The sequence below is a fragment of the Pseudomonas sp. SORT22 genome (assembly GCF_018417635.1).
Lineage (GTDB): Bacteria > Pseudomonadota > Gammaproteobacteria > Pseudomonadales > Pseudomonadaceae > Aquipseudomonas.
The window spans coordinates 4,079,159-4,100,200 of sequence record NZ_CP071007.1 but is presented as its reverse complement, the minus strand read 5'-3'; the positions used below and the strand labels follow the sequence as shown (position 1 = coordinate 4,100,200).

Genomic DNA, 21,042 nt, shown 5'->3' with positions numbered 1-21,042 from the left:
CGATCCGTCCCCTAACCGAGGGTGACCAAGCATGCAAGAAAGCGTGATGCAGCGCATGTGGGATAGCGCCCACCTTTCAGGTGGTAACGCTGCATATGTGGAAGAGCTCTACGAGCTTTACCTGCACGACCCTAACGCTGTGCCAGAAGAGTGGCGCACTTACTTCCAGAAGTTGCCCGCCGAAGGCAGCACCGCTACCGATGTATCGCACTCTACAATCCGCGACCATTTCGTACTGCTGGCAAAGAACCAGCGCCGCGCCCAACCGGTTTCCGCCGGGAGCGTGAGCAGTGAACACGAGAAGAAGCAGGTTGAAGTTCTGCGACTGATCCAGGCCTACCGTATGCGCGGCCACCAAGCCGCTAAGCTCGACCCCCTGGGGTTGTGGCAGCGCCCTGCGCCAGTAGACCTGTCGATCAATCATTACGGCTTGACCAATGCCGATCTTGATACGACCTTCCGTGCCGGCGACCTGTTCATCGGCAAAGAGGAAGCGAGCCTACGCGAAATCTTCGACGCTTTGCAGCAGACATATTGCCGCACCATTGGCGCCGAATTCACCCACATCGTCGACTCCGAGCAGCGCAGCTGGTTCCAGCAGCGTCTGGAGAGCGTGCGTGGGCGTCCAGTCTTCTCCGCGGATATTCAGAGCCACCTGCTCGAGCGCGTCACCGCCGCCGAGGGTCTGGAAAAATACCTGGGTACCAAATACCCGGGCACCAAGCGTTTCGGCCTGGAAGGCGGCGAAAGCCTGATTCCGATGCTGGACGAGCTGATTCAACGCTCCGGTTCCTACGGCACCAAGGAAGTTGTCATCGGCATGGCTCACCGTGGCCGTCTGAACGTCCTGGTCAACACCTTCGGCAAGAACCCGCGCGACCTGTTCGACGAGTTCGAAGGCAAGAAGAAGGTCGAGCTGGGCTCCGGTGACGTCAAATACCACCAGGGCTTCTCGTCCAACGTGATGACCGCCGGTGGCGAAGTTCACCTGGCCATGGCGTTCAACCCTTCGCACCTGGAGATCGTCTCGCCAGTGGTTGAAGGTTCGGTACGTGCCCGTCAGGACCGTCGCAACGACACCGTTGGCGACAAGGTACTGCCGATTTCCATCCACGGTGACGCGGCATTCGCCGGTCAAGGCGTGGTCATGGAAACCTTCCAGATGTCGCAGACCCGCGGTTTCAAGACCGGCGGTACCGTGCACATCGTGATCAACAACCAGGTTGGTTTCACCATCAGCAACCCGCTGGACTCGCGTTCCACCGAGTACGCCACCGACGTCGCCAAGATGATTCAGGCGCCGATCCTGCACGTCAACGGTGATGATCCGGAAGCGGTGCTGTTCGTGACCCAGCTGGCGGTCGATTACCGCATGCAGTTCAAGCGTGACGTGGTCATCGACCTGGTCTGCTACCGTCGTCGCGGCCACAACGAGGCCGACGAGCCGAACGGCACCCAGCCGCTGATGTACCAGCAGATCGCCAAACAGCGCACCACCCGCGAACTCTACGCCGAAGCCCTGACCCAGTCGGGTCGTCTTGACGCCGAGCGCGTCCAGGCCAAGGTCGACGAGTACCGCAACGCGCTGGATAACGGCCTGCACGTAGTAAAAAGCCTGGTTAAAGAGCCGAACAAAGAGCTGTTCGTCGACTGGCGTCCGTACCTGGGTCACACCTGGACCGCGCGTCACGACACCCGCTTCGATCTGAAGACCCTGCAGGAACTGTCGGCCAAGCTGCTGGAGCTGCCGGAAGGTTTCGTGGTTCAGCGTCAGGTTTCGAAGATCTACGAAGATCGCCAGAAGATGCAGGCCGGTGGCTTGCCGATCAACTGGGGCTACGCCGAAACCATGGCCTACGCGACCCTGCTGTTTGAAGGTCATCCGATCCGCATGACGGGTCAGGATATCGGTCGCGGCACTTTCTCGCACCGCCACGCGGTACTGCACAACCAGAAAGACGCCAGCACCTACCTGCCACTGCAGAACCTGTACGCCGGTCAGCCTAAGTTCGACCTGTACGACTCCTTCCTCTCGGAAGAAGCGGTACTGGCCTTCGAATACGGCTACTCCACCACCACGCCGAACGCGCTGGTGATCTGGGAAGCCCAGTTCGGCGACTTCGCCAACGGTGCCCAGGTGGTTGTCGACCAGTTCATCACCAGCGGCGAGCACAAGTGGGGCCGTCTGTGCGGTCTGACCATGCTGCTGCCACACGGTTATGAAGGGCAGGGGCCTGAGCACTCCTCGGCACGTCTGGAGCGTTACCTGCAGCTGTGCGCCGAGCACAACGTCCAGGTTTGCGTACCGACCACGCCGGCTCAGATCTACCACCTGCTGCGTCGTCAGGTCATCCGTCCGCTGCGCAAGCCGCTGATCGTGCTGACGCCAAAGTCGCTGCTGCGCCACAAACTGGCCATCTCGACCCTGGAAGAACTGGCCGAAGGCTCGTTCCAGACCGTGATCCCGGAAATCGATACCCTCGATCCGAAGAACGTCACGCGCCTGGTTCTGTGCAGCGGCAAGGTCTACTACGATCTGCTGGAAAAACGCCGTGCCGAAGGCCGCGAAGATATCGCCATCGTGCGTATCGAGCAGCTGTATCCGTTCCCTGAAGACGACCTGGTCGAAATCCTCGCGCCGTACACCAATCTCAAAGATGTGGTGTGGTGCCAGGAAGAGCCAATGAACCAGGGCGCCTGGTACAGCAGCCAACACCACATGCGTCGCATTCTGACCCGTCACAACAAGGACCTGGTCCTCGAGTACGCCGGTCGCGATGCTTCGGCAGCACCTGCTTGTGGTTACGCTTCGATGCACGCCGAGCAGCAGGAAAAACTGCTGCAAGATGCCTTCACCGTTTAATGCCATCGCGCACCAGAAACCGAATTTAAGGAACCACTGATAATGGCTATCGAGATCAAAGCCCCTACTTTCCCGGAATCGGTTGCCGATGGCACCGTTGCCACCTGGCACAAGCAACCGGGCGAAGCGGTCAAGCGTGACGAGCTGATCGTCGACATCGAAACCGACAAGGTTGTCCTGGAAGTACTGGCTACCGCTGACGGCGTGCTGGGCGCTATCGTCAAGGGCGAGGGCGAAACAGTCCTGTCCGACGAAGTCCTGGGTTCGATCGAAGCAGGTGGTGTTGCTGCCGCGGCGCCTGCCGCTGCTGCCGCGCCTGCCGCCGCTGCTCCTGCTGCCGCTGCTGCTGGCGACGAAGACGCCATCGGCGCTCCGGCTGCCCGCAAGCTGGCCGAAGAAAACGGCATCGCCCTGAACAGCATCAAGGGCACCGGCAAAGACGGTCGCATCACCAAGGAAGACGTGGTTGCTGCCATCGAAGCGAAGAAATCCGCTCCGGCTGCCGCACCTGCCGCCAAGCCAGCCGCTGCTGCCGCTGCCCCGGTCGTCGCCACTGGCGATCGCACCGAGAAGCGTGTACCGATGACTCGCGTACGTGCAACCGTTGCCAAGCGCCTGGTCGAAGCTCAGTCGAACATGGCCATGCTGACCACCTTCAACGAAGTCGACATGACCGAAGTCATGGCCCTGCGTTCGAAGTACAAGGACCTGTTCGAGAAGACCCACAACGGCGTACGCCTGGGCTTCATGTCGTTCTTCGTCAAGGCTGCCACCGAAGCGCTGAAACGCTTCCCGGCCGTCAACGCCTCGATCGACGGTTCCGACATCGTCTACCACGGTTATGCGGACATCGGCGTTGCCGTTTCCAGCGACCGCGGCCTGGTGGTACCGGTACTGCGTAACGCCGAGCAGATGAGCCTGGCTGAAATCGAGAACGGCATCGCCACCTTCGGCAAGAAAGCCCGTGACGGCAAACTGTCGATCGACGAAATGACCGGCGGTACCTTCACCATCACCAACGGTGGTACCTTTGGTTCGATGATGTCGACCCCGATCGTCAACCCGCCGCAGGCTGCGATCCTGGGCATGCACAACATCATCCAGCGTCCTATGGCCGTTAACGGTCAGGTCGTGATCCGCCCGATGATGTACCTGGCACTGTCCTACGACCACCGTCTGATCGACGGTAAAGAAGCCGTGACCTTCCTGGTGACCATCAAGAACCTGCTGGAAGACCCGGCTCGTCTGCTGCTGGATATCTGATTGAGCAGCTGCAAGCTGCAAGCTTCAAGCGGCAAGCCTGAACGGTTTGCGCTTGAGCGTGTGGCTTGCAGCTTATCGCTTGCAGCTTTAAAGAGGATTTTCTGAATGTCGCAAAAATTTGATGTGGTAGTGATTGGCGCAGGTCCTGGCGGCTACGTAGCTGCCATCAAGGCTGCGCAACTCGGTCTGAGCACTGCCTGTATCGAGAAGTACACTGACGGCGAAGGCAAGCTGGCCCTCGGCGGTACCTGCCTGAACGTGGGTTGCATTCCTTCCAAGGCGCTGCTGGACAGCTCCTGGAAATACAAGGAAGCCAAAGAGAGCTTCAACGTCCACGGTATCTCCACTGGCGAAGTGAAGATGGACGTCGCCGCGATGGTTGGCCGCAAGGCTGGCATCGTCAAAAACCTGACCGGCGGTGTTGCCACCCTGTTCAAGGCCAACGGCGTCACCTCGATCCAGGGCCACGGTAAACTGCTGGCTGGCAAGAAAGTCGAAGTCACCAAGGCTGACGGCACCACCGAAATCATCGAAGCCGAGAACGTCATCCTGGCTTCCGGTTCGCGTCCGATCGACATTCCACCGGCTCCGGTCGACCAGAATGTCATCGTCGACTCCACCGGCGCCCTGGAATTCCAAACCGTACCTAAGCGCCTGGGCGTGATCGGTGCTGGCGTGATCGGCCTGGAACTGGGTTCGGTCTGGGCTCGCCTGGGCGCAGAAGTCACCGTCCTCGAAGCCCTGGACACCTTCCTGATGGCCGCTGACGCCGCTGTCTCCAAGGAAGCGCTGAAAACCCTGACCAAGCAAGGCCTGGACATCAAGCTGGGCGCTCGCGTGACCGGCTCGAAGGTCAACGGCGCTGAAGTCGAAGTGACCTACACCGACGCCAACGGCGAGCAGAAGATCACCTTCGACAAGCTGATCGTTGCGGTCGGCCGTCGTCCGGTGACCACCGATCTGCTGGCTGCCGACAGCGGCGTGACCATCGACGAGCGTGGTTTCATCTTCGTCGACGATCACTGCGCGACCAGCGTACCGGGCGTTTACGCCATCGGTGACGTGGTTCGTGGCATGATGCTGGCGCACAAGGCCTCGGAAGAGGGCATCATGGTCGTCGAGCGCATCAAGGGCCACAAAGCCCAGATGAACTACGACCTGATCCCGTCGGTTATCTACACCCACCCGGAAATCGCATGGGTCGGTAAAACCGAACAGACCTTGAAGGCCGAAGGCGTTGAGGTTAACGTGGGCACCTTCCCGTTCGCGGCCAGCGGCCGTGCGATGGCTGCCAACGACACCGGTGGTTTCGTCAAGGTCATCGCCGATGCCAAGACCGACCGCGTCCTGGGTGTACACGTGATTGGCCCATCGGCTGCCGAACTGGTGCAGCAGGGTGCAATCGCAATGGAATTCGGCACCAGCGCCGAAGACCTGGGCATGATGGTTTTCTCCCATCCGACCCTGTCCGAAGCGCTGCATGAAGCCGCGCTGGCTGTGAATGGCGGTGCCATTCACGTTGCCAACCGTAAGAAGCGTTAAACAATAAGAAACCACGGCGGGTGGCCCGTCGTGAGTCTTGCGTGCATGACTCACCGCGGAAAGTCCGCCGGACTCGAACTCCCGGAGCATACCGGGGGCAAGTGGTCACAGGTGGCGCGGCACTCCCATGGAGCGCAGCGCCGAAGCGCAGTACCTAACGAAGACGGTAAAAAGCATGAATCTTCACGAGTATCAGGGTAAGCAGCTGTTCGCTGAATACGGCCTGCCAGTTTCCAAGGGTTTCGCAGTCGACACCCCTGAAGCTGCCGCAGAAGCCTGCGACAAGATCGGTGGCACCGAGTGGGTTGTCAAAGCCCAGGTCCACGCCGGTGGTCGCGGTAAAGCGGGCGGCGTCAAGCTGGTTCGCAGCAAGGAAGACGCCAAGGCGTTCGCTGCGCAATGGTTGGGCAAGCGTCTGGTAACCTACCAGACCGACGCCAACGGTCAGCCAGTGACCAAGATCCTGGTCGAATCCTGCACTGACATCGCCAAAGAGCTGTACCTGGGCGCTGTAGTCGACCGTTCGAGCCGCCGTATCGTGTTCATGGCTTCCACCGAAGGTGGCGTGGACATCGAGAAAGTCGCTCACGAGACTCCTGAGAAGATCATCAAGGCTACTATCGATCCACTGGTTGGCGCTCAGCCATTCCAGGGTCGTGAACTGGCGTTCCAGCTGGGTCTGGAAGGCAAGCAAGTTGCTCAGTTCGCCAAGATTTTCGTAGGCCTGGCCAAGCTGTTCAAAGAACACGACCTGGCCCTGCTGGAAGTAAACCCGCTGGTCATCAAGGCCGACGGCGACCTGCACTGCCTCGATGCCAAGATCAACATCGACGCTAACGCCATGTACCGTCAGCCTAAGCTGAAAACCTTCCACGACCCGTCGCAAGACGATCCTCGTGAAGCCCACGCTGCCAGCTTCGAGCTGAACTACGTGGCCCTGGAAGGCAACATCGGCTGCATGGTCAACGGTGCCGGCCTGGCCATGGGTACCATGGACATCGTCAACCTGCACGGCGGCAAGCCAGCCAACTTCCTCGACGTAGGTGGTGGTGCTACCAAAGAGCGCGTTACCGAAGCCTTCAAGATCATTCTGTCCGACAGCAATGTCGCGGCCGTTCTGGTCAACATCTTCGGCGGCATCGTTCGTTGCGACATGATTGCCGAAGGCATCATCGGCGCTGTGAAAGAAGTCGGCGTCAAGGTACCGGTTGTTGTTCGTCTGGAAGGCAACAACGCTGAACTGGGTGCTAAAGTACTGGCAGAAAGCGGTTTGAACATCATTGCGGCAACCAGCCTGACCGACGCTGCTCAACAAGTTGTCAAAGCTGCGGAGGGCAAGTAATGAGCGTCCTGATCAATAAAGACACCAAAGTCATCTGCCAGGGCTTCACCGGCTCGCAAGGTACTTTCCACTCCGAGCAAGCCATCGCCTACGGCACCAAGATGGTCGGCGGCGTGACGCCAGGCAAGGGTGGCTCCACCCACCTGGGCCTGCCAGTGTTCAACACTGTGAAAGAAGCAGTAGAAGCTACCGGCGCTGATGCGTCGGTCATCTACGTTCCAGCTCCTTTCTGCAAGGACTCGATCCTGGAAGCTGCCTTCGGCGGCATCAAGCTGATCGTCTGCATCACCGAAGGCATTCCTACCCTGGACATGCTCGATGCCAAGGTCAAGTGCGACGAGCTGGGTGTTACCCTGATCGGCCCTAACTGCCCAGGCGTCATCACTCCGGGCGAGTGCAAGATCGGCATCATGCCAGGTCACATCCACTTGCCAGGCAAGGTCGGTATCGTTTCGCGTTCCGGCACCCTGACCTACGAAGCGGTCAAGCAGACCACTGACGCCGGTTTCGGTCAGTCCACCTGCGTCGGTATCGGTGGCGACCCGATCCCGGGCTCCAACTTCATCGACATCCTGAAGCTGTTCCAGGAAGACCCGAAGACCGAAGCGATCGTCATGATCGGCGAGATCGGCGGTTCGGCTGAAGAAGAAGCAGCTGCCTACATCAAGGCCAACGTCACCAAGCCTGTGGTTTCCTACATCGCTGGTGTTACCGCTCCTGCGGGCAAGCGTATGGGCCACGCTGGCGCCATCATCTCCGGCGGCAAAGGCACTGCAGACGAGAAATTCGCTGCGCTGCAGGACGCTGGTGTGAAAACCGTGCGTTCGCTGGCAGACATCGGCAAGGCCCTGGCCGAGCTGACTGGCTGGGAAGTGAAGAAGTAAGCACTGCCCGGTAAACAAGAAAGGCCACCTTCGGGTGGCCTTTTTTGTTTACCGGGCAGCAGCGGCAAGGGGCAAGCTTCAAGCTGCAAGAGGGTATTGCGGCAAGCATGCGGCTTCTAACTTGCCGCTTGAGGCTGTCGCGCAAGCGACACGCATATTCACACATCGGACAAGCAGCCCTGCAGCAGTGCGTTTCTGTGACAAATTCGTTAACCTATGCACTCATTTTGTGCCCGCTCCCCAAAAGGGAACGACACGCTAAACGGGTCTGGCTCATCCAGCCAGGCAGCATTTCCCTCACCCAAGGGGAAATCCCTCTCTAAATCCCGATTTCAGCAGTGTGGTATTTCCTTAATGAAAGTTTTAAAAGGCCAGGACATCCTGGCACTTGGTTTTATGACGTTCGCTTTGTTCGTCGGCGCGGGCAATATCATTTTCCCACCTATCGTCGGTCTGCAATCCGGTCCACACGTGTGGATGGCGGCGCTGGGTTTCCTGATCACTGCTGTGGGCCTGCCGGTTATCACTGTTGTCGCCCTGGCCAAGGTCGGCGGCGGCATGGATGCCCTGAGCAGCCCGATCGGCAAGGTCGCCGGCGGCCTGCTGGCGGCGGTGTGCTACCTGTCGGTAGGCCCGCTGTTCGCCACTCCGCGTACCGCCACCGTATCCTTCGAGGTGGGTGTTGCGCCGCTGACCGGTGAAAGCCCGCTGGCCCTGTTTATCTACAGCCTGGTGTACTTCCTGGTGGTGCTGGCGGTGTCCATGTACCCGGGCAAGTTGCTCGACACCGTCGGTCGCTTCCTCGCGCCGCTGAAGATCATCGCCCTGGCCGCACTCGGCATCGCCGCGTTCATGCTGCCCGCCGGTGGTATCGGTGAAGCGCAGCCGGCCTACGTTGCCGCACCGTTCTCCCAGGGCTTCATCAATGGTTACCTGACCATGGATACCCTCGGCGCCCTGGTGTTCGGTATCGTCATCGTCAACGCCATCCGTTCGCGCGGTGTCGAATCGCCGCGGCTGATCACCCGCTACGCGATCATCGCCGGCCTGATCGCCGGGGTCGGCCTGGCCCTGGTGTACATCAGCCTGTTCCGCCTGGGTGCCGGCAGCCATGAAATCGCCGCCGGTGCCAGCAACGGCGCAGCGGTACTGCATGCCTATGTACAGCACACCTTCGGCTCGCTGGGCAGCGGCTTCCTGGCCGTGCTGATCGCCCTGGCCTGTCTGGTGACCGCCGTTGGCCTGACCTGCGCCTGTGCCGAGTATTTCAGCCAGGTACTGCCGCTGTCGTACCGCACCCTGGTGGTGATCCTTGCCGGCTTCTCGCTGCTGATCTCCAACCTCGGCCTGACCAAGCTGATCATGTTCTCGATTCCGGTGCTGACGGCTATCTACCCGCCGTGCATCGTGGTCGTAGGCCTGAGCTTCTGCAAAGAACTGTGGAATTCCGAGGTACGCATCCTCGCGCCGGTGATGCTGGTTTCGCTGCTGTTCGGCATGATCGATGCCATCAAGGGCACCGCCCTGGCCAGCGAACTGCCGGAAATCCTCGCCCACCTGCCGCTGAGCGAGCAGGGCCTGGCCTGGCTGGTACCGTCGGTAGTGGCCCTGGGCGTTGCGGTGGTGTGTGACCGCATGCTTGGCAAGCCACGCGAAGTGCTGGCCTGAGAATTGGCCCTATGACGGACACCGGCCACAAGCCAACAGGGTGACCGTCACGGCAAATTCCGAGCCCCGTGTCCGCAAGGACGCGGGGCTTTTTCGTTTCTGCACCGCAGACGTGTCTTTTTCTGCGCTAAAGCGTCGAAAGCCGGTCAATGGGCTTTATTGTGCTCGAAACTTCAATCAGGACCTTGCATGAGCTTCATTCAAAGCAATCTGATCCACTTGCTGGCCGCCTGCTGGTTCGTTGTCTGCTGGGGCGGATACACCCGTTATGCCACCTGGAAGGGCCGCGATACCGCTTGCCTGGCCAGCGTGCTGCACCTGTACCGCGAAGACTGGATGCGCCGCATGCTGCTGCGTGACAACCGCATCGCCGATGCCAGCGTGATCGGTAACCTGGAGCGCAACGCCTCGTTCTTTGCCTCCAGCACCTTGATCATCCTGGCCGGTATTCTCACCGTGCTCGGCGCATCAGACCGTGCGGTATCGTTGCTGGCAGACCTGCCGCTGGTGCAGCAGGCGTCCCAGGGCATGTCGGAAATCAAGTTGCTGTGCCTGGCGATGGTATTTGTGTACGCCTTCTTCACTTTCAGCTGGTGCATGCGTCAATACAACTTCGCCGCCGTATTGGTGGGTTCGGCGCCGATGATCGGCGAGCGTCAGGTCAGCGAACTTGAGCGCAAGGCCTTTGCCCTTAGAGCGGCCAAGGTTATTTCCCTGGCCGCCAACCAGTTCAACTTTGGCCTGCGTTCCTATTACTTCGGCATGGCCATGCTCTGCTGGTTTATCAGCCCCTGGTTGTTTATGTTGATGAGTACCGGGGTAGTGCTGGTGCTGTATCGCCGTGAATTCCACTCCGATGTGCTCGATGTGATGGTCTATACCCCGACCGAAGCGCCGGTGGCGGAACCCGGCAAAGAGAACCTCGCCTGAAGGTTATTGACTGAATCGTTTAACCCTATTGCAACAGGCATAAAAAAACCCGACAGCGTCGGGTTTTTTTATTCCGGCGGGCTTGCTTACTTGGCAGGCTCGGCAGGAGTAGCTGGAGCAGCAGGTGCAGCTTCTTTTGCAGCTTCTTCAGCGGCTTTCTGTTGCGCTTCGGCCTGATCTTTGGCGGCTTCGGCGTTTTCTTTCGCGGCCTCGTTCACTTTATCCTGAGCTTCACCCATCTTCTCTTGGGCTTGCTCGGCGTGTTGTTGAGCATCTTGGGCTTTGTTCTCGCTGGCTTTATCGCAAGCGGCCAGGCCCAGAGCAGCGGCGAGCATAACGGCAAAAGCAAAAGGTTTACGCATGGGGTGTTTCTCCTTGTGGAATAAGTTACTTGTTCCTTCGAGCTCAAGTAACCGGTAGAAGTTCCGCGCACAATACAGATATATAACAAATGGTTCTATATGGACATTTGCCAGACTGTGTGCATGTTCTCAATGGCCCGGGAGTTTTTCAAATGACCGACACTTCTTTGCTGGCAATGGCCGAACGTTTTCTCTCGGCATTGCGACATTGCCAGGTGCTGCAGATGCGCGTGCATCACGCTGATGCCCAAGGCATGACCCTGGTGTTGCCGTACTCGACGAAGATCGTCGGCAACCCACAGACCGGCGCCGTGCACGGCGGGGCGGTGACCACCCTGATGGACACCACCTGCGGCATGGCTACTCTTTGTGCGCTGTCTGAGTTCGAGGTATGCCCGACGCTAGACCTGCGCATCGACTACATGCAGCCGGCCGAGGCCGGCAAGGACATCTTCGGCCATGCCTACTGCTACCGCGTTTCTCGCGATGTGATTTTCACCCGTGGGCTGGCCTACCAGGACGACCCGGAGCAGCCGATCGCCCAGGTGGTTGGCACTTTCATGCGCCTGGGCAAGGGTATCAAGGGCGGCCTGAATTTCGCCAGCAAGCTCAAGGGGAGCGGCCAATGATTCCGCCAGAGGTACACCAGCAACTGCGCCAGGCCCATGCCGAAGGCAATTATGAGCCGCTGCTGCAGTTGATCCCTTATGCCGGATTGATTGGTATCCAGTGCAGCCGCCAGGGCGATGACCTGTTGTTTTGCCTGCCGGCCAGCCAGGACAACATTGGCAATCCGTTGCTGCCGGCGATCCACGGCGGGGTGATCGCAGGCTTCATGGAGCTGTCGGCGGCGCTGTACCTGCTGATTTTCAGCGAAAGCGCGGCGATCCCGAAGATCATCGACTTTTCCATCGACTACCTGCGCGCCGGCCACTACCGCGACACCTACGCCCGCTGCCAGCTATGGCGCCAGGGCCGGCGGGTAACCAACGTGGCCATAACCGCCTGGCAGGGCGACGCGGACGAACCGATTGCCACGGCGCGCGCGCATTTCAAGATCGAAGAAATGACTTCGCCCTTGAAATAGCCCCAGCCACCCCCATCTGTTGTGCATCCCGCCGTGAAAGCAGGCCGCCGGCCTGCCCAACGACAACTGCCATCAGATCGGAGTGTTGAAGACCATGAGTGTGGAAACTCAAAAAGAAACCCTGGGCTTCCAGACCGAGGTGAAGCAACTGCTGCACCTCATGATCCATTCCCTGTATTCGAACAAGGAAATCTTCCTTCGCGAACTGATTTCCAACGCCTCCGACGCCGTCGATAAACTGCGCTTCGAAGCCCTGGCCAAGCCAGAGCTGCTCGAAGGCGGCGCCGAGCTTAAAATCCGCCTGAGCTTCGACAAGGACGGCAACACCGTCACCCTCGAAGACAACGGCATCGGCATGAGCCGCGAAGAGGTCATCGCGCACCTGGGCACCATCGCCAAGTCCGGCACCGCCGACTTCATGAAAAACCTCACCGGCGACCAGAAGAAGGACTCGCACCTGATCGGTCAGTTCGGCGTGGGCTTCTATTCGGCCTTTATCGTCGCCGACAAGGTCGACGTATTCAGCCGCCGCGCCGGCCTGCCAGCTGCCGAGGGCGTGCACTGGTCGTCCAAGGGCGAGGGTGACTTTGAAGTTGCCACTGTCGACAAGGCCGAGCGCGGTACGCGCATCGTCCTGCACCTGAAAAAAGGTGAAGAAGAGTTCGCCGACGGCTGGCGCCTGCGCAACATCGTCAAGAAGTACTCCGACCACATCGCCTTGCCGATCGAGCTGCCAAAACAGGTCGAAGCCGGCGAAGGTGAAGAAAAGCCGGCCGAAGAATGGGAAACCGTCAACCGCGCCAGCGCCCTGTGGACCCGTCCGCGTACCGAGATCAAGGACGAGGAATACCAGGAGTTCTACAAGCACATCGGTCACGACTTCGAGAACCCGTTGGCCTGGAGCCACAACAAGGTCGAAGGCAAGCTTGAGTACAACTCGCTGCTCTACGTACCGGCCCGCGCCCCGTTCGACCTGTACCAGCGTGAAGCGCCACGCGGCCTGAAGCTGTACGTGCAGCGTGTGTTCATCATGGACCAGGCAGAATCCTTCCTGCCGCTGTACCTGCGTTTCATCAAGGGCGTGGTCGATTCCAACGACCTGTCGCTGAACGTTTCGCGCGAAATCCTGCAGAAAGACCCGATCATCGATTCGATGAAGTCGGCGCTGACCAAGCGCGTGCTGGACATGCTCGAGAAGCTGGCCAAGAACGAGCCTGAGCAGTACAAGGGCTTCTGGAAGAACTTTGGCCAGGTGATGAAAGAAGGCCCGGCTGAAGACTTCGCCAACAAGGAAAAGATCGCCGGCCTGCTGCGTTTCGCCTCCACCCATGACGAAAGCGGCGAGCAGAGCGTTGCCCTGGCCGACTACCTGGCCCGCGCCAAGGAAGGTCAGGACAAGATCTACTTCCTCACCGGCGAATCCTACGCGCAGGTCAAGAACAGCCCGCACCTGGAAGTCTTCCGCAAGAAAGGCATCGAAGTGCTGCTGCTGACCGACCGTATCGACGAGTGGCTGATGAGCTACCTGAGCGAATTCGACGGCAAGAGCTTCGTCGACGTCGCCCGCGGTGACCTGGACCTGGGCAAGCTGGACTCTGAAGAGGACAAGAAAGCCCAGGAAGAAGTCGCCAAGGAGAAAGAAGGCCTGGTCGAGCGCCTCAAGGCGGCGCTGGGCGAGAGCGTCAGCGAAGTGCGCGTGTCGCACCGCCTGACCGATTCGCCGGCGATCCTGGCCATCGGTGAACAGGACCTGGGCCTGCAGATGCGCCAGATCCTCGAAGCCAGCGGGCAGAAGGTGCCGGACTCCAAGCCGATCTTCGAATTCAACCCGGGCCACCCGCTGATCGAGAAGCTGGACAACGAGCAGAGCGAAGACCGTTTCGCCGACTTCTCGCACATCCTCTTCGATCAGGCCGCGCTGGCGGCGGGCGATAGCCTCAAGGACCCGGCGGCGTACGTTCGTCGCCTGAACAAGCTGCTGGTCGAATTGTCGGCTTAAGTAGTTGCAGGAAAGCCCGCTTCGGCGGGCTTTTTTCATTGTGCAAGGAGGAGTGCATGAGCAAGGTTACCGTCGAATCGCTGGTCTATCATGTTGCCGGCAAAGCCTATGAGAGCCGCTTGTTCTTTACCCAGGGCGCCCGCGAACAGCCTGGGCTTTTGATGGCACCAAACTGGATGGGGGTGGGCGAGGGCGCCGAGCGTATCGCCCGCGAAGTCGCCGCTCAGGGCTATGTGGTGTTGCTGGCCGACATCTACGGCCAGACCCTGCGACCGTCGAACATGGATGAAGCAGGGGCGGCGATGATGCCGCTGAAGAACGACCGCGTCGAGCTGCGCAAGCGCCTGAAGGCGGCGCTGGACCAGTTGCTGGGGCAATCGAAGGCGGTACTGGAGCCTGGCAAGCTGGCCACCTTCGGCTTCTGCTTCGGCGGTTGCTGCGCCCTGGAGCTGGCCCGCGAAGATGCCCGCCTGCTGGCTGCGGTGTCGTTCCACGGCACCCTCGATACGCCGCTGCCGGCGGTAGAAGGCAAGGTCAAGGCTTCGATGCTGGTGCTGCATGGCGCCGCCGACCCGTTCGTGCCCAAAGAGCAGTTGCCGGCCTTCGAAGTCGAGATGGATGCGGCCAAGGTCGATTGGCAACTGATCAGCTATGGCGGCGCGGTGCATTCGTTCACCGATATCGCGGCGAACATTCCCGGCAAGATGAAGTACGACGCCCGCACATCCAAGCGCGCGTTCCGGGCGATGTACAATTTGCTCGATGACGTGTTCCAGCGCTGAGTGAAGGGGCAAGGCTGGCTCCCACACTTGACCTTGTGGGCGCCAGCCTTGCCGGCGATCGACCGCGTAGCGCTCGCGATAACCTCAAGGCAGCTCGATCCTTTCAGTTTCCCCCGGCACCGTCGGCCACTCCCCGGCCGCCCAGCGTGCCCGCGCCTGCTCGATCAGCGCCGGATCGCTGGCAACAAAATTCCAGTTCATCCGCCGCGGCCCGTCCAGCGGCGCCCCGCCAAACAGCACCAACTGGCTTTCGCTGTCGGCATACAGGCTCATCTCTTCACCGTGCGGCAAGATCACCAGGCTGCACGGCTCGAGCGCTTCATTGTCGAGGCTGACTTCGCCATCCAGTACATACAGCGCACGCTCGGCATGCTCGGTGGGCACCGTCAGGGTAGTGGCCGCCTGCATCTGCACCAGCGCATACAGGGTCGGTGACAACACCGGCACCGGCGATTGCAGGCAAAAGCCGCTGCCGGCAATCATGCGAATGCGCACCCCCAGGCTGTCACTGACCGGCAGGCTCGCCGCCGGATGATGGCTGTAGTGCCCCGGGCCTTGCTCATGCGCTTTGGGCGATGCCAGCCACACCTGCAAACCGTGCAATCGCGAGCTGCCAGGCAGCAGTTCGGCCGGCGTGCGCTCGACATGGGCGATGGCGCTGCCGGCAGTCATCCAGCTGACTTCACCGGCCTTGACCCGTTGATCCGAGCCCAGGCTGTCCTTGTGCTGGATTTCGCCCTCGAACAGGTAGGTGAGGGTCGACAGGCCGATATGCGGGTGCTGGCGGATGTTCATGCCGCGCCCGGCCGGGTAGTCGGTTTCGAGCATGTGGTCGAAGAACACGAACGGCCCGACGCTGCGGCACTGGGCCGAGGGCAGGGGGCGTAGGATAGGTTGGCCTTCGACCGATTCGGCGCGAGGGCGGATGACCAGGGGAAGGCTCACGGTGTGCTCCAGGCCAGCAGGGAAAGTTCTTGTAGCATAACCTGCTGAACTGGCGTGTGTTCGCTCCGGTCTACCCTGTCTGAATCGGCCAGAAGGAATGCGAAATGATTGCCAGGTGTCTAGGCTGGGCGCTGTTGCTGGGGTTGTCGCTGCAGGCGGCGCAGGCGCGTGAGTATCACTACAGTGATGCGCACCTGCATTACGTCGATTTTTTCCAGGAAACCGCCGGCATGGACGCCTTGCTCAAGGCCATGGATGAGGCGCGCATCGACCAGTCGATGATTTCCGGCATCCCGGTGGCCAAGAAGTGGCACGAAGACGAGCCCAAGCGCCCGCGTTACTACGCGGGCGATGATGCCGATGCCTATTGGTACAGCGCCACCGACATCTACGTTGCTGCGGCGCTGGAGAAGCTTTCGCCTGAGCAGCGCCAGCGCTTTCAACCGTTTCTCACCGGCTTCAACCCGGTAGACAAGAACGCCGTGGCCCACATCGAACGCATGCTCGCGCTGCACCCGGGCCTGTGGCAGGGGATCGGCGAGGTGTTCACCCGCCACGACGACCTCACCGCGTTGACCAGCGGCGACACGCCCAGGGCCAACAACGAGGCCATGACCCGCATCTATCACCTGGCCGCCGAGCAGGACCTGCCGGTGCTGATCCATTCCAACATCACCTCCAAGCGCGAACGCAACCCGCTGTACCTGGCGGAAATCGAAGAGCCGTTGCGCAATCACCCGCACACCCGCTTCATCTGGGCCCATGCCGGCACCAGTATGGAGATTCATCGGCACCAGACGCAGCTGGATTTTCTGCTGCCGACCCTGACACGGATGCTCGAGGATTACCCGAACCTGTACATAGACCTGTCCTGGAGCGTGCTGCAGCCTTATCTGCTGGATGAGAAGGGCAAGCCCAGGGCTGAGTGGCTGGCGCTGGTCAAACGCTTCCCTGAGCGCTTCATGCTTGGCTCCGACGTGGTCGGGCGCTTCAACAGCCTGGGCGAACAGTTGCATGGTTTCGATCCGTTTCTGGATGCCTTGCCTGCCGAGGTGGCGCAAAAGGTCGCCCGCGACAACTTCCTCGCGGTGCTGCCCAAGGCACGCAAATGACAGCACTGTCATCAGCTTGTCATGCCCGCGTCATAGCCTGCCGCCATCAACCTGATGGAGTGCACTATGTTTCCACGTCGTTTCAGCGCCCTGTGCGGGCTGTTGCTGGTCAGTGGCCTGGCCGCTGCCGAGGTTCGCGTCGAAGGCCCGGTCGAGTACGGTCTGTTCGAAACCCGCCACCAGAACTTCCAGCCCGGTGAACGGGTGCTGAGCCAGAGCAACCAGACCATCCAGCCCACCGATGAAATCCCGGCGCGCCTGGGTAGCAAGTTCGGTATGCGCTACCGGCTGGAAGGCAAGGTCGCCGAGGACACGCCGCTGACCCTGCTGTACCTCACCCCTGGCGTGCGCACACCCGACGGCAAGCGCCACGACAAGTTCGAAGTAGTACAAAAGCTGGTGCCCGGTGCGGTCCAGGATGTCATGGCCTACGAGTTCACCGAGAACCACGAAGTGGTGCCGGGGCAATGGCATTTCATGGTCTTTCAGGGCGATCGCCTGCTGGCTGAGCAGCGCTTTACCGTGCGCTGAGGCAGGGCGACCCTGGCGTCGCGATCATAAGGCCTTTTGATATCACGTTTTCGTCTTACGCAAATTTTCCACAGGCCGATACCGTCTAGAAGCAAGGACTGCTGCCCTATTGAGCAGCGCTTTTGGAGGGAGCCAGAAGATGAGCTTGAGAAGCATGAATATCGCGCCCAGGGCCGGCCTGGGCTTCGGCCTGGTGGCGGCGCTGGTGTTTGCCTTGGGTGCGTTTGCCTTGATGCAGATGACCAGCATGCGCCAGCAGTCCGAGCAGGTCGACAGCAACTGGTTGCCCAGCGTGATCTCGGTCGGGCAGATGACCCAGGACATGTTGCGCATCCGCGCCTTGACCCTGCGCCTTTTGGTCAATCGCGATGCGGCGGCGCTGGAGCAGAACAAGTCGCGCATCGAAGAGATCAAGTCCGGCCTGGACAAGGCCCAGCAGAAGTACCAGGCGCTGATCGTCCTGCCTGAAGAACAGACCCTGTTCGACCGCTACCTGGACCTGGAGCGGCGCTACCTCAAGCTGCAGGCCCAGGTGGTGCAGTTGTCCACCGAGCACCGGGTGGAAGAGGCGGTGGCCATGGTCAATGGCGAGATGAACCAGCTCGCCGACCAGATGACCGCCAGCCTCAACGAGCTGATCGCGCTCAATAATCAGCATGCCAACAGCGCCACCGACCTTGCCGAAGTCGTCTATACGCAGGCGCGGATCTGGGTGATCGGCTTGCTGATCGCCGCTGTGGTGCTCACCGTGGTCCTGGCCCTGACTCTGACCCGCAGTATCGTCCGGCCACTGGCGCAGTCGCTGCAGGTCGCCGAAGTGGTCGCTACCGGTGACCTGACCCCGCAGATCTCGGTGCAGGGCAAGGATGAGCCGGCGCGCTTGCTGGCGGCCTTGAAACAGATGCAGCAAAGCCTGCGCGATACCATCGGGCGCATCTCCGATTCTTCCAGCCAGCTGGCCTCGGCCTCCGAAGAGCTCAGCGCGGTAACCGAAGATGCCACCCGCGGGTTGATGCAGCAAAGCCAGGAAATCGAACAGGCGGCCACCGCGGTCAACCAGATGACCACGGCAGTGGAGGAGGTGGCGAGCAATGCCGTGGCCACCTCCGAAGCCTCGCGCGAGTCCGACCGCATCGCCCGTCAAGGGCGCGAGCAGGTGCGCCTGACCGTGACCTCGATCGAAGACCTGGCCGCTGGCGTCACCGCCAACGCCGAAGAGGTCGGGCAACTGGCGCAACAGGTGCATGGCATTACCAAGGTGCTGGATGTGATCGGCGCGATTGCCGAGCAAACCAACCTGCTGGCCCTGAACGCGGCGATTGAGGCGGCGCGCGCCGGTGATGCCGGGCGCGGTTTTGCCGTGGTGGCTGACGAGGTGCGGGCACTGGCCCATCGCACCCAGCAGTCGACCCGGGAAATCGAGCAGATGATCGACGGCATCCAGCAGGGCACCAATCGTGCGGTCGAGGGTATGCAGCAGACCAACGAGCGGGCGCGCGGCACCCTGGAAGGCGCACATGCCGCCGGGGCGGCGCTGGAGGAGATTGCCGCGGCCATCAGCCTGATCAACGAGCGCAACCTGGTGATCGCCAGTGCCTCGGAGCAGCAGGCGCAGGTGGCGCGGGAGGTGGATCGCAACCTGACCAATATTCGTGACCTGGCGATGCAGACGTCGGCGGGGGCGAATCAGACCAATGCGGCGAGCCAGGCGTTGTCACAGCTGGCGATTGAGCTCAATGGGCTGGTGGGGCGCTTTTCGGTGTAAGGCACAAACAAAAACGCCCCGACGAGTCGGGGCGTTTTGAGTGCAAGGGGCCAGCCCTTACTTGCCAGCCCAGCGCTTGAGTACCAGGGTAGCGTTGGTGCCGCCGAAACCGAAGCTGTTGCTCATCACGGTATCGATCTTGGCGTTTTCCTGGGTCTTGGTCAGTACCGGCAGGTCGGCCACTTCCGGGTCCAGCTCGTCGATGTTGGCGGAACCGGCAATGAAGTTGCCTTCCATCATCAGCATGCAGTAGATCGCTTCGTGAACGCCGGCGGCGCCCAGGGAGTGACCGGACAGGCTCTTGGTCGAGCTGATGGCCGGAGCCTTGTCGCCGAACACTTCGCGAACGCCCTTCATCTCGGCAACGTCGCCCACCGGGGTCGAGGTGCCGTGGGTGTTCAGGTAGTCGATCGGGGTGTCGACGGTGGACATGGCCATCTGCATGCAGCGGATGGCGCCTTCGCCGCTTGGCGCGACCATGTCGTAGCCATCGGACGTCGCGCCGTAGCCGACGATTTCGGCGTAGATCTTGGCGCCACGGGCCAGGGCGTGTTCCAGCTCTTCAACCACGACCATGCCGCCACCGCCGGCGATGACGAAACCGTCACGGTCAGCGTCGTAGGCGCGGGAGGCTTTTTCCGGGGTGTCGTTGCGCTTGCTGGACAGGGCGCCCATGGCGTCGAACAGGAACGACTGGCTCCAGTGCTCTTCTTCACCGCCACCGGCGAAGACGATGTCCTGCTTGCCCATCTGGATCTGTTCCATCGCGGTACCGATGCAGTGAGCACTGGTGGCGCAGGCCGAGGCGATGGAGTAGTTCAGGCCCTTGATCTTGAACGGGGTGGCCAGGCACGCCGAGACGGTGCTGCTCATGGTCCGGGTGACGCGGTACGGGCCAACGCGCTTGACGCCTTTCTCGCGCAGGATGTCCAGCGCTTCCATCTGGTTCAGGGTCGAGGCGCCGCCGGAGCCTGCGATCAGGCCGGTACGCGGGTTGGAAACCTGCTCTTCGGTCAGGCCCGAGTCCTTGATCGCGTCGGCCATTGCCAGGTAGGCATAGGCAGCGGCGTGACCAACGAAGCGGTAGATTTTACGGTCGATCAGTTCTTCGAGGTTGAGGTCGATGGAGCCGGAAACCTGGCTACGCAGACCCATTTCGGCATATTCCGGGTTGAATCGGATGCCAGGGCGGCTTGCACGCAGGTTGGCGGAGACGGTCTCTTTGTCATTGCCCAGGCACGAAACGATGCCCAGACCAGTGATAACGACGCGGCGCATGCGGATAACCCTTAGAAGTTGTCAGTGGAGGTGAAGACGCCGACCCGGAGGCCTTCGGCGGTGTAGATCTCGCGACCGTCGACGCTGACCGAACCATCGGCGATGGCCATGTTCAGCTTGCCTTTGAGGACGCGCTTGATATGAATGTTGTAGGTGACTTTCTTGGCGGTCGGCAGGACCTGGCCAAAGAATTTCACTTCGCCCGAACCCAGGGCGCGGCCACGGCCCGGCAAACCTTGCCAGCCGAGGTAGAAACCGACCAGCTGCCACATGGCATCCAGGCCCAGGCAGCCCGGCATCACCGGATCACCTTCGAAGTGGCAGGCGAAGAACCACAGGTCCGGGGTGATATCCAGCTCGGCGACCAATTCACCTTTGCCGTACTTGCCACCCTCGGCGCTGATATGGGTGATGCGATCAACCATCAGCATGTTCGGGGCGGGCAGTTGCGCGTTACCTGGGCCGAACAGCTCACCGCGACTGCAGCGCAGCAGGTCTTCCCGAGTAAAGGCGTTTTGTTTGGTCATGCGAGCTCCTCAATAGTCCCCGTGCGGCAGGGGGCAAATCTTCCCGGCCGTCCCAAAACGCTAGCGTTTGAGCCGGCAGCCTACACATAGACTATTGCGTTGTAGTGAAAGTCACAGCGCACGGGGCAAAGAAGTACACTTGTGCACTGAAATTTTATTTTC

Annotated in this window: 18 protein-coding genes; 14 read left to right on the top strand and 4 right to left on the bottom strand. The window is 60.8% G+C overall.

All coding sequences use genetic code 11. The annotated features are described in order from the left end of the window. Positions 1-31: 31 nt before the first annotated feature. The 7 genes from JYG36_RS18730 to JYG36_RS18700 all read left to right on the top strand — a co-directional run bounded on the left by JYG36_RS18730 (position 32) and on the right by JYG36_RS18700 (position 10,492). A complete protein-coding gene (locus JYG36_RS18730; protein ID WP_045200540.1) occupies positions 32-2,863 on the top strand; it encodes a 2-oxoglutarate dehydrogenase E1 component in 2,832 nt (943 codons plus the stop codon). 42 nt (positions 2,864-2,905) lie between these two features. Next, a complete protein-coding gene (gene odhB, locus JYG36_RS18725) occupies positions 2,906-4,126 on the top strand; it encodes a 2-oxoglutarate dehydrogenase complex dihydrolipoyllysine-residue succinyltransferase (RefSeq protein WP_045200542.1) in 1,221 nt (406 codons plus the stop codon). 105 nt (positions 4,127-4,231) lie between these two features. Beyond that, positions 4,232-5,668, top strand: coding sequence for a dihydrolipoyl dehydrogenase (gene lpdA, locus JYG36_RS18720; protein ID WP_038996215.1), 1,437 nt, complete (start codon positions 4,232-4,234; stop codon positions 5,666-5,668). Between the two features lie 175 nt (positions 5,669-5,843). Beyond that, the gene (gene sucC, locus JYG36_RS18715; RefSeq protein WP_010224674.1) at positions 5,844-7,010 is read left to right on the top strand and encodes an ADP-forming succinate--CoA ligase subunit beta; all 1,167 of its coding nucleotides are present in this window, start codon (positions 5,844-5,846) and stop codon (positions 7,008-7,010) included. After that, positions 7,010-7,894 (top strand): succinate--CoA ligase subunit alpha, encoded by an 885-nt coding sequence (gene sucD / locus JYG36_RS18710; RefSeq protein WP_045200545.1) that lies wholly within the window; start codon positions 7,010-7,012, stop codon positions 7,892-7,894. The genes sucC and sucD overlap by 1 nt, the downstream gene beginning before the upstream one ends. A gap of 354 nt (positions 7,895-8,248) precedes the next feature. Next, positions 8,249-9,562 carry a branched-chain amino acid transport system II carrier protein gene (brnQ, locus tag JYG36_RS18705; protein ID WP_045202210.1) on the top strand — a complete coding sequence of 438 codons (1,314 nt, stop codon included), beginning with the start codon at positions 8,249-8,251 and terminating at the stop codon, positions 9,560-9,562. 189 nt (positions 9,563-9,751) lie between these two features. Continuing rightward, positions 9,752-10,492, top strand: a complete 741-nt coding sequence (locus JYG36_RS18700; protein ID WP_045202208.1) for a DUF599 domain-containing protein — start codon at positions 9,752-9,754, stop codon at positions 10,490-10,492. Positions 10,493-10,578: 86 nt separating this feature from the next. On the opposite strand, the gene JYG36_RS18695 is transcribed toward JYG36_RS18700, so the two are convergent. Further along, positions 10,579-10,854: a hypothetical protein gene (locus JYG36_RS18695; RefSeq protein ID WP_045202206.1), complete on the bottom strand. Its 276-nt coding sequence runs from the start codon at positions 10,852-10,854 to the stop codon at positions 10,579-10,581. A gap of 152 nt (positions 10,855-11,006) precedes the next feature. On the opposite strand from JYG36_RS18695, the gene JYG36_RS18690 reads away from it, so the two are divergent. From JYG36_RS18690 to JYG36_RS18675, 4 genes are all read left to right on the top strand, one after another. Then, positions 11,007-11,483 carry a PaaI family thioesterase gene (locus JYG36_RS18690; RefSeq protein WP_213602001.1) on the top strand — a complete coding sequence of 159 codons (477 nt, stop codon included), beginning with the start codon at positions 11,007-11,009 and terminating at the stop codon, positions 11,481-11,483. Beyond that, a complete protein-coding gene (locus JYG36_RS18685) occupies positions 11,480-11,941 on the top strand; it encodes a PaaI family thioesterase (RefSeq protein ID WP_045202202.1) in 462 nt (153 codons plus the stop codon). The genes JYG36_RS18690 and JYG36_RS18685 overlap by 4 nt, the downstream gene beginning before the upstream one ends. A gap of 94 nt (positions 11,942-12,035) precedes the next feature. Beyond that, positions 12,036-13,940: a molecular chaperone HtpG gene (gene htpG, locus JYG36_RS18680; RefSeq protein ID WP_093385340.1), complete on the top strand. Its 1,905-nt coding sequence runs from the start codon at positions 12,036-12,038 to the stop codon at positions 13,938-13,940. A gap of 56 nt (positions 13,941-13,996) precedes the next feature. Continuing rightward, positions 13,997-14,722 (top strand): dienelactone hydrolase family protein, encoded by a 726-nt coding sequence (locus tag JYG36_RS18675; RefSeq protein ID WP_213601999.1) that lies wholly within the window; start codon positions 13,997-13,999, stop codon positions 14,720-14,722. Positions 14,723-14,806: 84 nt separating this feature from the next. On the opposite strand, the gene JYG36_RS18670 is transcribed toward JYG36_RS18675, so the two are convergent. After that, positions 14,807-15,667, bottom strand: a complete 861-nt coding sequence (locus tag JYG36_RS18670) for a pirin family protein (RefSeq protein ID WP_213601997.1) — start codon at positions 15,665-15,667, stop codon at positions 14,807-14,809. Between the two features lie 104 nt (positions 15,668-15,771). On the opposite strand from JYG36_RS18670, the gene JYG36_RS18665 reads away from it, so the two are divergent. The 3 genes from JYG36_RS18665 (at position 15,772) to JYG36_RS18655 (ending at position 19,075) form a co-directional block, all read left to right on the top strand. After that, a complete protein-coding gene (locus tag JYG36_RS18665) occupies positions 15,772-16,779 on the top strand; it encodes an amidohydrolase family protein (protein WP_213601995.1) in 1,008 nt (335 codons plus the stop codon). 66 nt (positions 16,780-16,845) lie between these two features. Next, positions 16,846-17,310, top strand: a complete 465-nt coding sequence (locus JYG36_RS18660; protein WP_045202191.1) for a DUF3859 domain-containing protein — start codon at positions 16,846-16,848, stop codon at positions 17,308-17,310. A gap of 139 nt (positions 17,311-17,449) precedes the next feature. Further along, entirely contained in the window at positions 17,450-19,075 is a 1,626-nt protein-coding gene (locus JYG36_RS18655) for a methyl-accepting chemotaxis protein (RefSeq protein ID WP_045202189.1), read from the top strand. 57 nt (positions 19,076-19,132) lie between these two features. Here the strand turns inward: JYG36_RS18655 and fabB are convergent, their stop codons facing one another. Continuing rightward, positions 19,133-20,353, bottom strand: coding sequence for a beta-ketoacyl-ACP synthase I (gene fabB, locus JYG36_RS18650; protein ID WP_045202187.1), 1,221 nt, complete (start codon positions 20,351-20,353; stop codon positions 19,133-19,135). 11 nt (positions 20,354-20,364) lie between these two features. After that, positions 20,365-20,880 (bottom strand): 3-hydroxyacyl-[acyl-carrier-protein] dehydratase FabA, encoded by a 516-nt coding sequence (gene fabA, locus JYG36_RS18645; RefSeq protein ID WP_045202185.1) that lies wholly within the window; start codon positions 20,878-20,880, stop codon positions 20,365-20,367. Positions 20,881-21,042: the final 162 nt, after the last annotated feature.

Excerpts from the sequence above, each read along its gene's own strand:
- JYG36_RS18730 (WP_045200540.1), top strand. The coding sequence starts at position 32 with ATGCAAGAAAGCGTGATGCAGCGCATGTGGGATAGCGCCCACCTTTCA.
- JYG36_RS18655 (WP_045202189.1), top strand. The coding sequence starts at position 17,450 with ATGAGCTTGAGAAGCATGAATATCGCGCCCAGGGCCGGCCTGGGCTTC.
- lpdA (WP_038996215.1), top strand. The coding sequence starts at position 4,232 with ATGTCGCAAAAATTTGATGTGGTAGTGATTGGCGCAGGTCCTGGCGGC.
- JYG36_RS18700 (WP_045202208.1), top strand. The coding sequence starts at position 9,752 with ATGAGCTTCATTCAAAGCAATCTGATCCACTTGCTGGCCGCCTGCTGG.
- sucC (WP_010224674.1), top strand. The coding sequence starts at position 5,844 with ATGAATCTTCACGAGTATCAGGGTAAGCAGCTGTTCGCTGAATACGGC.
- JYG36_RS18675 (WP_213601999.1), top strand. The coding sequence starts at position 13,997 with ATGAGCAAGGTTACCGTCGAATCGCTGGTCTATCATGTTGCCGGCAAA.
- JYG36_RS18695 (WP_045202206.1), bottom strand. The coding sequence starts at position 10,854 with ATGCGTAAACCTTTTGCTTTTGCCGTTATGCTCGCCGCTGCTCTGGGC.
- odhB (WP_045200542.1), top strand. The coding sequence starts at position 2,906 with ATGGCTATCGAGATCAAAGCCCCTACTTTCCCGGAATCGGTTGCCGAT.
- htpG (WP_093385340.1), top strand. The coding sequence starts at position 12,036 with ATGAGTGTGGAAACTCAAAAAGAAACCCTGGGCTTCCAGACCGAGGTG.
- JYG36_RS18690 (WP_213602001.1), top strand. The coding sequence starts at position 11,007 with ATGACCGACACTTCTTTGCTGGCAATGGCCGAACGTTTTCTCTCGGCA.
- brnQ (WP_045202210.1), top strand. The coding sequence starts at position 8,249 with ATGAAAGTTTTAAAAGGCCAGGACATCCTGGCACTTGGTTTTATGACG.
- JYG36_RS18685 (WP_045202202.1), top strand. The coding sequence starts at position 11,480 with ATGATTCCGCCAGAGGTACACCAGCAACTGCGCCAGGCCCATGCCGAA.
- sucD (WP_045200545.1), top strand. The coding sequence starts at position 7,010 with ATGAGCGTCCTGATCAATAAAGACACCAAAGTCATCTGCCAGGGCTTC.
- fabB (WP_045202187.1), bottom strand. The coding sequence starts at position 20,353 with ATGCGCCGCGTCGTTATCACTGGTCTGGGCATCGTTTCGTGCCTGGGC.
- JYG36_RS18665 (WP_213601995.1), top strand. The coding sequence starts at position 15,772 with ATGATTGCCAGGTGTCTAGGCTGGGCGCTGTTGCTGGGGTTGTCGCTG.
- JYG36_RS18660 (WP_045202191.1), top strand. The coding sequence starts at position 16,846 with ATGTTTCCACGTCGTTTCAGCGCCCTGTGCGGGCTGTTGCTGGTCAGT.
- fabA (WP_045202185.1), bottom strand. The coding sequence starts at position 20,880 with ATGACCAAACAAAACGCCTTTACTCGGGAAGACCTGCTGCGCTGCAGT.